This window comes from Marmoricola endophyticus (assembly GCF_014644415.1).
GTDB classification, from domain to species: domain Bacteria; phylum Actinomycetota; class Actinomycetes; order Propionibacteriales; family Nocardioidaceae; genus Marmoricola; species Marmoricola endophyticus.
The window spans coordinates 1,985,556-1,997,895 of the sequence record NZ_BMKQ01000001.1 but is presented as its reverse complement, the minus strand read 5'-3'; the positions used below and the strand labels follow the sequence as shown (position 1 = coordinate 1,997,895).

Annotated in this window: 13 protein-coding genes and 1 tRNA gene; 5 read left to right on the top strand and 9 right to left on the bottom strand. The window is 72.9% G+C overall.

What is annotated here, in order from left to right; all coding sequences use genetic code 11:
- Positions 1 to 55 precede the first annotated feature (55 nt).
- From IEX42_RS09755 to IEX42_RS09740, 4 genes are read right to left on the bottom strand one after another with little or no spacing between them, the layout of a single operon-like run.
- On the bottom strand, positions 56 to 550 hold the full coding sequence (locus IEX42_RS09755; RefSeq protein WP_188779599.1) for a hypothetical protein: 495 nt from the start codon (positions 548 to 550) through the stop codon (positions 56 to 58).
- A gap of 7 nt (positions 551 to 557) precedes the next feature.
- Entirely contained in the window at positions 558 to 1,037 is a 480-nt protein-coding gene (locus IEX42_RS09750) for an XdhC family protein (RefSeq protein WP_188779598.1), read from the bottom strand.
- Positions 1,038 to 1,052: 15 nt separating this feature from the next.
- Positions 1,053 to 2,441 (bottom strand): sensor histidine kinase, encoded by a 1,389-nt coding sequence (locus IEX42_RS09745; protein ID WP_188779597.1) that lies wholly within the window; start codon positions 2,439 to 2,441, stop codon positions 1,053 to 1,055.
- Positions 2,438 to 3,121 (bottom strand): response regulator transcription factor, encoded by a 684-nt coding sequence (locus tag IEX42_RS09740; RefSeq protein WP_188779596.1) that lies wholly within the window; start codon positions 3,119 to 3,121, stop codon positions 2,438 to 2,440. The genes IEX42_RS09745 and IEX42_RS09740 overlap by 4 nt, the downstream gene beginning before the upstream one ends.
- A gap of 133 nt (positions 3,122 to 3,254) precedes the next feature.
- Between IEX42_RS09740 and IEX42_RS09735 the strand changes: the two genes are divergently transcribed.
- On the top strand, positions 3,255 to 3,788 hold the full coding sequence (locus tag IEX42_RS09735) for a hypothetical protein (protein ID WP_188779595.1): 534 nt from the start codon (positions 3,255 to 3,257) through the stop codon (positions 3,786 to 3,788).
- A gap of 27 nt (positions 3,789 to 3,815) precedes the next feature.
- Here the strand turns inward: IEX42_RS09735 and IEX42_RS09730 are convergent, their stop codons facing one another.
- The 3 genes from IEX42_RS09730 to IEX42_RS09720 form a co-directional block, all read right to left on the bottom strand.
- Complete coding sequence (locus tag IEX42_RS09730; RefSeq protein ID WP_188779594.1) at positions 3,816 to 4,796, bottom strand: esterase/lipase family protein; 981 nt, start codon at positions 4,794 to 4,796, stop codon at positions 3,816 to 3,818.
- Between the two features lie 64 nt (positions 4,797 to 4,860).
- The gene (locus IEX42_RS09725; protein WP_188779593.1) at positions 4,861 to 5,490 is read right to left on the bottom strand and encodes a DUF2461 domain-containing protein; all 630 of its coding nucleotides are present in this window, start codon (positions 5,488 to 5,490) and stop codon (positions 4,861 to 4,863) included.
- Positions 5,487 to 6,182, bottom strand: coding sequence for a TetR/AcrR family transcriptional regulator (locus IEX42_RS09720; RefSeq protein ID WP_188779592.1), 696 nt, complete (start codon positions 6,180 to 6,182; stop codon positions 5,487 to 5,489). The genes IEX42_RS09725 and IEX42_RS09720 overlap by 4 nt, the downstream gene beginning before the upstream one ends.
- 91 nt (positions 6,183 to 6,273) lie before the next feature.
- Here IEX42_RS09720 and IEX42_RS09715 point away from each other — a divergent pair, with 91 nt between their 5' ends.
- On the top strand, positions 6,274 to 7,770 hold the full coding sequence (locus tag IEX42_RS09715) for an MFS transporter (protein WP_188779591.1): 1,497 nt from the start codon (positions 6,274 to 6,276) through the stop codon (positions 7,768 to 7,770).
- Between the two features lies 1 nt (position 7,771).
- Here the strand turns inward: IEX42_RS09715 and IEX42_RS09710 are convergent.
- Positions 7,772 to 7,847, bottom strand: a tRNA-Gly gene (locus IEX42_RS09710).
- 59 nt (positions 7,848 to 7,906) lie between these two features.
- On the opposite strand from IEX42_RS09710, the gene dcd reads away from it, so the two are divergent.
- The 3 genes from dcd to IEX42_RS09695 all read left to right on the top strand — a co-directional run bounded on the left by dcd (position 7,907) and on the right by IEX42_RS09695 (position 11,289).
- Positions 7,907 to 8,485, top strand: coding sequence for a dCTP deaminase (gene dcd, locus IEX42_RS09705; RefSeq protein ID WP_188779590.1), 579 nt, complete (start codon positions 7,907 to 7,909; stop codon positions 8,483 to 8,485).
- Positions 8,486 to 8,903: 418 nt separating this feature from the next.
- A complete protein-coding gene (locus IEX42_RS09700; protein WP_188779589.1) occupies positions 8,904 to 10,313 on the top strand; it encodes an HNH endonuclease signature motif containing protein in 1,410 nt (469 codons plus the stop codon).
- Between the two features lie 10 nt (positions 10,314 to 10,323).
- Complete coding sequence (locus IEX42_RS09695; protein WP_188779588.1) at positions 10,324 to 11,289, top strand: hypothetical protein; 966 nt, start codon at positions 10,324 to 10,326, stop codon at positions 11,287 to 11,289.
- 58 nt (positions 11,290 to 11,347) lie between these two features.
- On the opposite strand, the gene IEX42_RS18150 is transcribed toward IEX42_RS09695, so the two are convergent.
- The coding region (locus IEX42_RS18150; RefSeq protein ID WP_229660755.1) for a prolipoprotein diacylglyceryl transferase at positions 11,348 to 12,340 on the bottom strand (993 nt) is incomplete at its 5' end.

Here is a 12,340-nt window from a genome sequence, read left to right as displayed (position 1 = left end):
GTTCCCGCACCGAGCCGACGAGTCGGTGAACTCCGGGTGTCGGCGGGTCGACGGGTCAGGACAGCGGTGCCAGGCCGCGCTCGTCGTGGGCCGCCACGGGCCAGGGACGACGCGCGGTCTCGAGGACCCGGCCGGCTGCGTCGGCGATCTCGTCGGCGAGGTCGGCCACCGCCCCGGCGTCGGCGCTCCAGCGTCCCAGGTCTGCGAGGAAGGCCCGGAGCCAGCCGGCCGGGTCCTGCGGCATCGTGACGTCGAAGGTCCGGTCCCCGGGCTCGCCGTCGTGCATCGTCGGGTGCCAGTGCATCCGGTCCGCGGCCCCCGGGGCCGACTCGAGCAGGTCCACCCGGACCACGGCGGGACCCAGCGCGACGGGGTCGGAGGCGTAGACCGAGCCGGTGCGGCTGCTCGTCCGCGGGCGCACCTCCAGGCGCGCCCCCCGCTCGCGCACGTCCGGCTCGCCGGCCAGCGCAGGGTCGGCGAAGTCGACGCCGGTGAGGGTGATCGCCGTCGTGCCGATGATCCAGATGCGGTCGGTGCCGGTGGCGCTCATCGCGGGCTCACCCCGCCGGGCAGAAGGCCTCGCCAGGGCCCAGCTCGGGATGGATCGGGCCGGCGGAGTCCTTCAGCGAGCCGGCGGAATCGCGACCACGTGCGACCGCGACCAGCTCGGCGAGGATCGACAGCGCGATCTCGGCCGGGCCGTCCGCGCCGATGTCCAGCCCGGCCGGGCCGTGGATGCGCTGCTGCAGGGCCTCGGGGACGTCGTTGGCGGCGAGCCAGTCGCGACGGCGCTGCTGGGTACGGCGCGACCCCATCGCGCCGACGTACGTCACCGAGCCGGTCCCCAGTGCGGCGGCCAGCACCGGCGCGTCGACACCCTCGTGGTGGCTGGTGACGACGACGGCGGACGCGGCGGGGAGCTCGGCGAGAGCCGGCTCGAGGTCGTCGACGACCCGGCACTCCCAGCCCAGGACCTCGGCCATCGGCTGCAGCGCGGCCGAGACGGGGCCGACGCCGACGACGAGGAGGAGGTCCACACGGGAGACGGTACGTCAGTCGCTGCGCGGCAGCGAGAGCCGGAAGCGTGCACCGGCGGCGCCCGGGTCGACCAGCTCCAGGTCGCCGCCGTGGGCGCGGGCCAGCCCGCGGGCGATCGGCAGGCCGAGCCCGGCGCCACCGGCGTGCCGCGCCCGGGAGGCGTCCAGCCGGACCAGCCGGTCGAAGATCCGGTGTGCGTCGGCCAGGGGGACGCCGGGGCCGTCGTCGACCACGTCGACCCCGACCCGCTCACCGTCCGCCCACGGCTCGACGAGGACCGAGGTGCCGGCGTGGTGGGCGTTGTCCAGCAGGTTGCCCAGCACCTGGGCGAGCCGGTCCGCGTCACCCCGGACCGGCAGCGACGGGCTGTCGCCCAACGTCGCCTCCGCCTCCGGGTGGCGGACGGCGTCGCGGGCCACGGCGTCGCGCGCGACCTCGTGCAGGTCCAGCGGCTCGCCGTCGACCGGCAGGCCCTGGTCGATCCGCGCCATGGTCAGCAGGTCCTCGACCAGCCGGCCCGCCCGCCGGGTCTCGCGCACCAGGCCGAGCATCGCCTCCTCCCGCTCCGCCCGCGGTGGCTCGTCGCGCAGCACCCGCTCGGCCGAGACCTGGATGCCGGCCAGCGGGGTGCGGAGCTCGTGGGCAGCGTCGGAGACGAACCCGCGCAGCCGCTCCTCCGACGCCACCGCCCGTGTCTCCGCCCCGACCACGGCGTCGAAGGCGTCGTCGAAGGCGCTCGCCGCGCGTCCGAGGTCGGTGTCGGGGGAGCGGGGGAGCAGCCGTCGCTCGCGGTCCCCGGCGGTGATCGACCGGGCGACCGCGGTCATCTGCTCCAGCGGGCGGAGCGCGCGGCGGACCACCAGGGGGACACCGACCGCGGTGGCGACCAGCACCACGGCGGCCGCGATCGCCAGGGCGAGGCGCACCTGGTCCTGGGTGCGTCGTACGTCCGCGGCGTCGGCCAGCAGCGTCACGGTGTCGCCGCCGGCCAGCCGGGTGACGAGGCTCAGCCGGTCCCCGGTCTGCACGACGTCCTTGCCGGCGGCGGGCCCGGTGAGCGGTGTCGGGGGAACCGGGGCAGGGCGGTCGGTCGGCGGCTCGACCCGGGTCGTCCCGCCGGCGAGCGGGCCCTCGGCGTACGTCTGCCCGCCCGAGGTGCGGACGACCACCGAGACCCCGTCGCCCTCCAGCCGGCGGGCCAGGTCGCGGGCGTCGACCTGGTCCACGAGCGCCGAGGCGACCGTGGCCCGGTCGGCGAGCCGCTGGCGCAGCTGACCCTCCAGCCGGTCGCCGAGCACGACGTCGGTGACGACCGCGAGCACCAGCAGCAGGACTCCGATCAGCAGCACCGCCATCACGGTGACCCGCCGCCGCAGCGACGGCGAGGGGAGCGGCGCGCTCACGGCGTCACCCGGGGTGCGCGCAGGACGTACCCGAGGCCGCGCTCGGTGTGGATGAGTCGCTCGCCGTACGCCTCGGTCTTGCGGCGCAGAGCACTGATGTGGACCTGGACGAGGTTGTCGGCGTACGCGTCGTACCCCCAGACCTGGCTGAGGATCTGCGCCGTCGAGAGCACCCGGTCGCGGTGGGACGCGAGGAACAGCAGCAGCCGGAACTCGGTCGCGGTGAGGGTGATCGGGTGGCCGTCGCGCTCGACCCGCGCGGCGCCCTCGTCGAGGGTGAGGTCGCCGATCCGCAGCACGCTGGGCACCGCGCCGAGACGCCGCAGGACCGCGCGGACGCGCGCCAGGAGCTCCTCCATCACGAACGGCTTGGCCACGTAGTCGTCGACGCCGAGGTCGAAGCCGTGCAGCCGGTCCTCGATGCCCTCGCGGGCGGTGAGCATCACGATGCCGGCGTCGCTGCGCGAGCGGACCACCTCGACGAGCGCGGGCCCGTCGCGGCCCGGCAGCATCCAGTCGAGCACGACGAGGGCGGGCCGCTCGTCCTGGAGGGCCTGCTCGAGGTCGCTGCCGTCGACGAGGCCCCTCGCGGAGAGGCCGCTGCCGGTCAGGGTCGCCACCAGGGCCTCGCGGATCACGTCGTCGTCCTCGACGACGAGGACGCGGGGAGGGGTGGGCACCTGCCCAGTCTGCCGTCGCGAGGCTGAAGGAACCCTCAAGAAGCGGGGTGGACAGCGGCTTCTTGAGGTCGCCTTCAGGTACGCGGGTCAGGTTCTGGGGCGTAGGACACCCCACTCACACGAGGAGCACAGCATGGACGACGACACCCGACCGATCCGACCGGTCGAGCAGAGCGACGGGCACACGACCGAGCTCGCCACCACCCCGCGGCCCGGACGTGGCCGGCGGCTGCTGATCGGCGGCCTGGCCGCCGGGGTGCTGGCCGGCGGAGCGGCCGCCGTGGCGGTCCCCGCGCTCGCCAGCGGCAGCGGCGACTCCGCCGCGGTCAGCAGCCAGGCGCGTACGGGAGGGTCCGGCGAGACGCCCGCTCCGGTCGCCTCGAGCGACGACGACGAGTCCGCCTCGTCCAACGCGAACGGCGGGCCGGCCTGCGGCCCGGACGGCAAGGACGCGCCGGCGCCGCCGGCGCCGCCGGCGCCGCCCGCAGCGGGCAAGGACGACAAGGCGGCTCCGAAGCCGCCCGCGCCGGGGAAGGACGCGCCGAAGCCGCCAGCACCCGGGAAGGACGCGAAGGCCGCCCCGACGCCGCCGACGCCGCCGGCTGCGGGCAAGGACGGCAAGCCCGCGCCGACGCCGCCGACGCAGCGTCAGCCCAGCGAGTCGTGAGCCGGACCGGCGTACGCCTCGCGCGACTCAGCGGGCGTACGCCGGCAGCTCCGGCTCGGCGGGCACGTGCTTCGCGGTGAGCACCTGGTCGACGGCCAGCCCGGCGACCCGCGGGAAGTTCCTCGCGAACGACACCGCGGTGACCCCCGGGAGGAACGGCTGCGCGCACACGCTGCGCGGCACCCGCGAGGCCTGGGCGGGCCCGGCGTGACCGAGCGCGTCCTGGACCAGCGCGTAGCCGACGGCGTCACTGGTGCCCATCGTGAGGTGGTCGGCGACGTGGACCGGGCAGATCGACTGCACGAGGGTGTTCGACCTGGCCCCCGCTCCGGTGGTGAGCGCACTGCTCGGCGCGGGGCCGAGGTTGGGGACGACGATCTCGTCGGTCGCGGTGTACATCTGCGTGTACGAGATGCCGGCGTAGGTCTCCTGCTCGGCGTTGAGCGCCTTCAGGAAGCGCGACCCGGTCTGCTGCTGCCAGAAGGCGGGGGCGCAGCCACCGACGGCGCAGACGGCGTACGCGTCGAGCGTGCCGTGGTTGGAGGGGTCGATCCCGACCATGTCGTCGACCATCGCGCGGGTGTCGGGGAAGTACTTCAGCGACCAGCGCGGCACCATCCCGCCCTGGCTGAAGCCCACGACGGAGACCTTCCGGCCCGCCTTCGCGTGCAGGGTGCGGATGCCGTTGGTGACGTACTCGGCGGCGACGGCGATGTCGCCCATGCCGAACGCCGGCAGACGTACGGCGCACCACGCCCGGCCCTGCGCGGTGAACGCGGGCTCGTAGTTCCAGTCGAAGTTCGCCTCGGGGCTCTGCGTCGTCCCCGGGACCAGCAGCACGGGGGCCGGCCCCTTCGTCGGGTCGCCGACGCAGTGCAGCGAGGCCGCGAGGTCACCGGCCGGGACGGAGTACGCGGGACCGCTCGCCGCCTGCGCGGGTGCGGTGGTGAGGCCGAGAGCGACGCACAGTGCCGCGACGGCGCCGGCGAGTACACGAGACGGGCGCATGGACCGACTTTCCACGAAGGGACGTTGTTGCCGGGCTCAACGATCGGGTGTGGCTGTGGTCACGTCAACGGGTGCGGTCGGTGACCCAGTCGACGTACGGTCGCAGCGCCTTCCAGTCGGCCCGCACCCGCTCCAGCAGCTCACCGGTGTGGATGACGGGCTCGAACCCGTAGCTGCGCGAGAGGCTCAGCGAGCGGTGGCGCAGCAGGTCGATGCGCGGGTGGTCGGCGGCGTACCCGCGCGGTGACGTCTTGAGCCGGTCGCCGGCCCGCTCGAAGCCGGCGCGCTCGAGCCTGCGGACGATGCGCAGCACCTGGGGGCCGGTGCGGTCGTCGTCCATCGCAGCGCGGATCCGGGCCAGTGCGTCGGCCTCGGCGTGGTAGAAACCGCCGGCCACGCGGACCCCCGGTGCGCCGATCTCGACGTACCAGCCGGTGGCCGGGCCCGCCGCGACGAACGCGCCCTGGTGGGTCTTGTACGGCGTCTTGTCCTTCGCGAAGCGCACGTCGCGGTAGGGCCGGAAGATCTTCGCCGGGCCGAACTCCTTCTCGAGCGCGGCGGTCAGCGCCTCCATCGGCGCGCGCACGGCCTCGTCGTACGTCTGCTTGTGCGCGGTCCAGAACGACTTGGTGTTGTCGATCTCGAGGTCGTCGTAGAAGTCCAGCGCCGCGACCGGGAAGCCCTCGAAGCTCATGAGCGTCCCGCCTGCTGGCGCAGGCCGGCGAGGATCAGGTCCAGGCCCGCCTCGAACTGGTCGGCGTCGTCGTGGCCGACGAACTCCCCGGACACGTGGTGCAGGAACGGGTAGTCCGCCCGGTCCAGCGCGCGCCACGCCTCGGCGGTCCGCTCGAGGTAGCTGTCCCGGTCGACCGCGCCGTCGAGCATCTCCTGCGAGGGTCGCTGGCCGAGGTCGGCGGCGGTGCCGATCACGAAGCCGAAGACCGCGGAGACGGCGTGGAAGCTCTGGCGCGGGGTGAGCTCCAGCCGCATGACGTGCTCGCCGACCAGCTCGTAGAGGCGCAGGGCGTGGGGCTGGACGGTCGTGTTGCGCAGGAAGTAGCCGGCCAGCCACTGCCGCTGCTCGACGGTGGCGAAGAGCATCAGCGCGCTGGCCCGGATGTCGGCGAGGGGGTCCGCGGTGCTCGGCTGCTCCTCGACGGCGTGCAGCAGTGGTGCGAGCACGTGGTCCGCGGCCCGCTCGAGCAGCTCGTCCTTCCCGGTGACGTACCAGTAGATGCTGCCGACGCCACCGCCCAGCCGCGCGGCCAGCGCGCGGAAGGTCAGGGCCTGCTCGCCGGCCTCGTCGAGGAGGGCGACGGCACCGTCGAGCACGGTCTCCAGGGAGTGGGAGGCGCGGCGTCGGGGTCCGGCGGAGGAACGAGGCACGCGGCCATCTTGCCATGCACCGAACAATGTTCTAGTCTTCGAACGTCGTTCGAGAAACGAACGATGTTCGAATTCTCAGGAGGTGTTCCCCATGAGCTCCACCACCACGACTTCTTCCCGCGGATCGGCCTCGCCCCGGACGACGTACCCGTCGCTGCGTGCCGCCTGGATCCCGATGCTCGCCCTGTGCCTGGCCTTCTTCGTCGAGATGGTCGACAACACCCTGCTCACCATCGCGCTGCCGACGATCGGCCGTGATCTGGGCAGTGGCACGACCGCGCTGCAGTGGGTCACCGGCGCGTACTCCCTGACCTTCGGCGGGCTGCTGCTGACCGCCGGCTCCGCCGCCGACCGGCTCGGCCGCCGACGCGTGCTGATGGTCGGTCTGGCGGCCTTCGGGCTGATCAGCCTGCTCGTCGCCCTCGTCGAGTCGGCCGGTGAGCTGATCGCGCTGCGGGCCGCGCTCGGCGTCGCCGCAGCCGCGATGGCGCCGATCACCAACTCGCTGGTCTTCCGGCTCTTCGAGGGCGCCGAGCTGCGCCGCAAGGCGATGACGGTGATGATCATCGTCGGGATGAGCGGCTTCATCCTCGGCCCGCTGCTCGGCGGTACCGCACTCGCGCACGTCCGCTGGGAGTGGCTGCTGCTCGTCAACGCACCGATCGCCCTGATCGCGTACGTCGGGGTCCGGCTCGGCGTCCCGGCCGACCGCCCCGAGGACCTCACCACCGACCGGCTCGACCTCCCCGGCGCGGCCCTGTCCATCGCCACCATCGGCCTGGGCTGCTGGACGCTGACCAGCGGTGTCGAGAACGGCTGGCTCTCGGTCGCGACGGTCGGGTCGGTGCTCGGCGCCGTCCTCGCACTCGCTGCCTTCGTGTGGCACGAGCGGCGCACCCCCGAGCCGATGCTCGACCTCGCCGTCTTCCGCGGCAGCACCGTCCGCGGCGCCGCGATCGCGCAGATCGGCACCTCGATCGCGATGGCGGGGGTGATGTTCGGCCTGATCCTGCACTTCCAGTACGCCTACGGCTGGAGTCCCGTCCGCGCCGGCCTGGCCAACCTCCCGCTGATCATCACGATGATCCTGGCGACCCCGCTCTCGGAGACCCTGGTGACCCGGTGGGGTCACCGCGTCGCGTGCCTCGTCGGTGCCGGCTTCCTGGCCGGGTCGCTGGCCGGCATGGCGTGGGGTGTCGAGCACGGCTACGTCGCGATCGCGGTCTTCATGGTCACCTTCACCATCGGGCTGCGCACCGTGATGACCACCTGTGCGATCGCCCTGGTCGACGCGATGCCGGAGAACCGCACCTCGCTCGCCGCCTCGCTCAACGACGCGGCGCAGGAGGTAGGCACCAGCGTCGGCACCGCGGTCGTCGGCACGCTGATCGCTGGGTTGGTGACCGCCAGCCTGCCCGCCGGCGTGTGGAGCGACGCGCTGGTCTCGTCGTTCTTCTCCGGCGAGCGGATCACGTACGCCGCGCTGGCTGTCGTCGTCGGCCTCGTGGCGGGCTTCGGCGCGCTGACGCTGAGCGACTCGCGATCGACCGAGGAGCACGAGGCGGAGCCCGAGCCGGCGACGGTGTGAGTGGAGCGGATGACGAGATTCGAACTCGCGACATCGACCTTGGGAAGGTCGCGCTCTACCAGCTGAGCTACATCCGCGCGTGCCCTCGCGGGCAACGGGTGCGAGCGTACCCGACGTCGCGGGTAGGTTGTGCGCCGTGCTGCTCTCCGACCGTGACATCCTGGCCGAGGCCGACTCGGGGCGGGTCGTGCTCGACCCGTGGGACCCGGGCATGGTGCAGCCCTCCAGCGTCGACGTACGCCTGGACCGGTTCTTCCGCGTCTTCGACAACCACCGCTTCGCCTTCATCGACCCGGCCGAGGAGCAGGAGGAGCTGACCCGGAAGGTCGAACCCGAGGGGCAGGAGCCGTTCATCCTGCACCCGGGCGAGTTCGTGCTGGGCTCGACGTACGAGGTGGTCACCCTGCCCGACGACGTCGCCGCCCGCCTCGAGGGCAAGTCCTCGCTCGGTCGGCTCGGGCTGCTGACCCACTCGACCGCCGGCTTCATCGACCCCGGGTTCTCCGGGCACGTGACCCTCGAGCTGGCCAACGTCGCCAACCTGCCGATCAAGCTGTGGCCGGGGATGAAGATCGGCCAGCTCTGCTTCTTCCGGCTCTCCTCCGCGGCGGAGCACCCGTACGGCTCCCAGCGGTACGGCTCGCGCTACCAGGGGCAGCGCGGTCCCACCGCGAGCCGGTCCTTCGCGAACTTCCACCGCACGCGGATCCAGTAGGTCGCTGGCGCCGGGTGAGGGCGACCCGGTTGTAGGGCTGTCGTGCGGCGCCGAGCCTGCGCTCCTGACCGCCGCGCGCGACTAGCGCGCCACCGCGACCGTGGCGATCGCCCGACGACGTGGCGTGGGAGGGGCGCGCCGCCGACGACACCGCGCCGCCTCGTAGCAAGTGGACCTGGGTCGGCGAACCGGTGCCGTTCGTCCCTCCCGTCCCGCTCGGGCTGCATGCTCAGCCCGCGTCCCGCACCCGGTGGTGCCGGTTGCCGCGGAGGTCGAGACCAAACCGGCGACAACCACCACCGGTGGTCGAGCCTGACTGAGCCCTAGCGAAGGAGGACGTCGAGACCCCCGCACCCGGAAAAGGACTCCGAACCGCCGACTCTTGCTCCTCGAACACATGTTCGATACCATGATGTCCGTGACCACCTCTTCCACCGCTCCAGCGCCCACAGCGGCGTTGAGTGCGACGGGCCTGCTCGACCAGGTCCGAGCCTCGCGGGCGGCCAGGGACGCCGAGGAGGTGCGGATCATCGAGCTCGCGCTGGAGTGGGCGCACCGGCACGTGATCGCCCCGGCCGAGCCCGAGCCGCGGCAGGTGTCGCACCTGGAGAGGCAGCCCTCAGGGCAGGGGTCCGAGAGCGCGATCGACACCTTCGAGCGTCTGGGGCTGCCCGAGATCGTCTGGCACGCCGGCGCCTCGTTCGCCACCGCGCTCGGGTTGTCCACCGGCGCGGGGGACACGCTGCTGCGCGACGCGCTGGTCCTGTCGCTGCGGCTGCCGCTGGTCTGGGACCGCGTCCTGGCCGGACAGGTCCCGGTGTGGCGGGCACGGCGGGTCGCCACCGCCGCGGTCGGTGCGCCCCGTGACGTGTGCACCTACCTCGACCAGAAGACCGCCCCCGTCGCGGAGAAGATCGGCCTCGCCGGACTGGACAAGCTCATCGACGCAGCCATGCTCGACCTCTATCCCGAGGAACGCGAGAGCGCCCAGCTCGAGGACCTCGACAAACGGTTCGTGAAGCTCGACGAGACCAGCATCAACCACACCGGCATCGCCGAGCTCGTCGTGCGTGGCGACTGGGCCGACCTCTCCGCGTTCGACGCCACCTGCTCCGACATCGCCCGGCTCCTCGGCCGCGCCGGGGAGGACGGGCGGTACGAGACCTTCGAGGCACGCCGGTCCATAGCCCTCGGGGTCCTCGCCGACCCTGCACGAGCCGCCGCCATGCTCGCCGACGCAGAAGCCACCGGCATCGCTTCACAGCGCACACGTGTCTTCGGGCTCATCGCCCACCTGACCGAGACCAACCTGCTCAACATGAACCCCGCCGCCTCCGACGACCAGCAGCGGGCCTGGCTGATCGACGTCCTGCACCGCTGGGTCGGCCGCTCCGACCTCAAGGTCCACGTCCAAGGCATCGTCCACTGCGGCGGATGCGCCGACTGCGACCACGACACCACCAACACCCGCACGATCCGACCCGGCCAGCACGCGACCCACGTCGACCTCGACCGCTACGCACCCAGCAGCGATGACCGAGCCGTGGTCTGGGCCCGCGACCCCGTCTGCATCTTCCCCTGGTGCGACCGGCCGGCCCGACGATGCGATCTCGACCACCGCGAGGCGTTCGACCACGACCACCCCGCGGACGGCGGACCCACCTGCCCCTGCAACCTCGCGCCCCTGTGCCGGCGACACCACCGCCTCAAGACCCACGCCGGCTGGACCTGCACCACCATCGAACCCGGCGTACACCTCTGGACCGACCGCTACGGCCAGAGCTACCTCCACACCCGAGGCGGCACCATCGACCTCAATTCGTCGTAGTCTGCGCGGGGTGGATCGGCGCTGGGTCGGCATCGTGGTGGTGCTGCTGCTCGCGCCGGTGACGGCCGAGCTGCTCCAGGCGTACCTGCGAGACCTCGGTGGCCCGCTCGGGCTGGTCTCGTTCGTGATCTTCCTGGCGCCGCTCTACGGCGGCGCCGCCCTGCTGATCCGCGAGGTCTGCGTGCGTACCGGTCGTGGTTGGCCGGGGCGGCTGCTGCTGGCGGCAGCCTTCGGCGTGGCGATGCCGACGTACGTCGACCAGTCGCTGTTCATCGCCAACCGCGCAGACATCGCAGGGTGGGGAGACCTGGTGCACGCGGCGTCGCTGGGCGGGATCGGGCTCTACCCCGCCGTCACCTGGGTGGCCGGACACATGCTGCTGAGCATCGCCGCGCCGACCGTCATCGCCGAGACCGTCACGCGACGCTCGGGCCCCTGGCTCGGCTGGATCACCGGCCCGGCCCTCCTGATCGCGATGGCGGTGGTCGTCGTCCTCCTCCACCGTGACCCCGAGGGAACCGTGTCCGCCACCCTCACGCAGCGCGTCGTGGCCGGCGTCGTCATCGCGGGCCTCGCCGGCGCGGCCTTCACTCCCTGGGGGAGACCTCTCCCTCGGACCGGCGGCGGTCGTACGCCGTGGGCCACCCTCGTCGGTGTCACGTCGTTCTTGCTGCTGATGGTCGCCGACTTCACTCCGCCCGGCTGGCTCGGGCTAGGGGTGCTGGTGCTGGTGCTCGCGGTGCTCGCCGCGTTCGTCGCTCGCGGCGTACGGACCGTCGGCTGGAGCCAGCGTCACTCGGCGGCCCTCGTGATGGGCTTCGTGCTCGAGCGCACCGTCATCGGCATCGTGTCGTTGAGCGAGACGGGAGACGCAACGCTGGCGGAGTACGCCCAGAGCGCGGTCTACCTCGTGCTGCTCCTCGCTCTCGGCGCGGCGATGCTCCGCGCGACCAGGGTCTCTGCGGCTCCGGCCTGACAACGCACGAGGCGCCGACCGTTCCGCAGAACGGCCGACGCCTCGACAGCGGTGCGACTCAGAGGTCGAACAGGGAGCTTTCCTCGCCGATCTCGACGTCGGTACGGGGGGTATGCGCCTCTCCGGACGACGCGGGCCTCGGCCTCTCCGCCTGCTCCTGCCCGCCCGACTCTGCCGGCTCGTCCGTGTCGTCGGTGGACTCGGCCTTCTCCTCGACGGTGTTGGTCGAGGTGTCCGCGTCGTCCACCTCGCGGTCGACCGTCTCGTCGGTCGTCGAGTCCCCGGCCTTGTCCTCCGGCTCCTTGCTCTCCGGCTCCTCGGTGGACGACCCGCCGGCCGCGCCCTTCTTGATGTCGTGCAGCGAGCGGAACGTCGGCTCGGTGCCGGCCGACGAGCCCGACCCCTCGTCGTCGTCCGACGCGCCGGACTCGGTCTCCGTGGTCGCGACCTCCGGCTCGGGCTGTGACGTCGCCTCCTGCGTCGGCTCGGACTTCGTCGCCGGGGAGCCCGAGCGGGCGATGTCGAACATCGAGCCGCCGCCGGAGTACTTCTTGCCCGACGTGGTCGCGCTGGTCTCGACAGGCTCGACCACCGTGGTCTCGGCCTGTGCCTTCTCCTCGTCGGTCTCGGTGGAGGTGTCGGCGTCGTCGGCGGTGCGGTCGACGTTCTCGTCCGTGGTGGAGTCGCCGGCAGTGTCCTCCGGCTCGTCCTCGTCGTTGCTCGTCTCCTGCGCGGCCGGTGCTGCCGTGGCGGGGGCGTCGGTCTCGGTGGCTTCGAGGTCGAACAGGGAGCCGCCGTCGGGGATCTCGGTGGCGGGGGTGGAGACGGTGCCGGAGGTGGTGGCGGGGGCTGGGGCGGTTGCCTGGGTGTCGGTGGTCTCGTCGTCCTTGCTCGCTGCGCTCGCGTCGGGCTCGACCGCCTCCGTCTTCGGCTCGGCCTCGTCCTCGGCCTCGTCCTCGGCCTCGTCCTCGGCCTCGTCGGTCTCGGTGGAGGTGTCGGCGTCGTCGGCGGTGCGGTCGACGTTCTCGTCCGTGGTGGAGTCGCCGGCAGT

Bases quoted from the DNA above. Each gene is read 5' to 3' on its own strand.
- IEX42_RS09755 (WP_188779599.1), bottom strand. From the start codon at position 550: ATGAGCGCCACCGGCACCGACCGCATCTGGATCATCGGCACGACGGCG.
- IEX42_RS09735 (WP_188779595.1), top strand. From the start codon at position 3,255: ATGGACGACGACACCCGACCGATCCGACCGGTCGAGCAGAGCGACGGG.
- IEX42_RS09730 (WP_188779594.1), bottom strand. From the start codon at position 4,796: ATGCGCCCGTCTCGTGTACTCGCCGGCGCCGTCGCGGCACTGTGCGTC.
- IEX42_RS09725 (WP_188779593.1), bottom strand. From the start codon at position 5,490: ATGAGCTTCGAGGGCTTCCCGGTCGCGGCGCTGGACTTCTACGACGAC.
- IEX42_RS09715 (WP_188779591.1), top strand. From the start codon at position 6,274: ATGAGCTCCACCACCACGACTTCTTCCCGCGGATCGGCCTCGCCCCGG.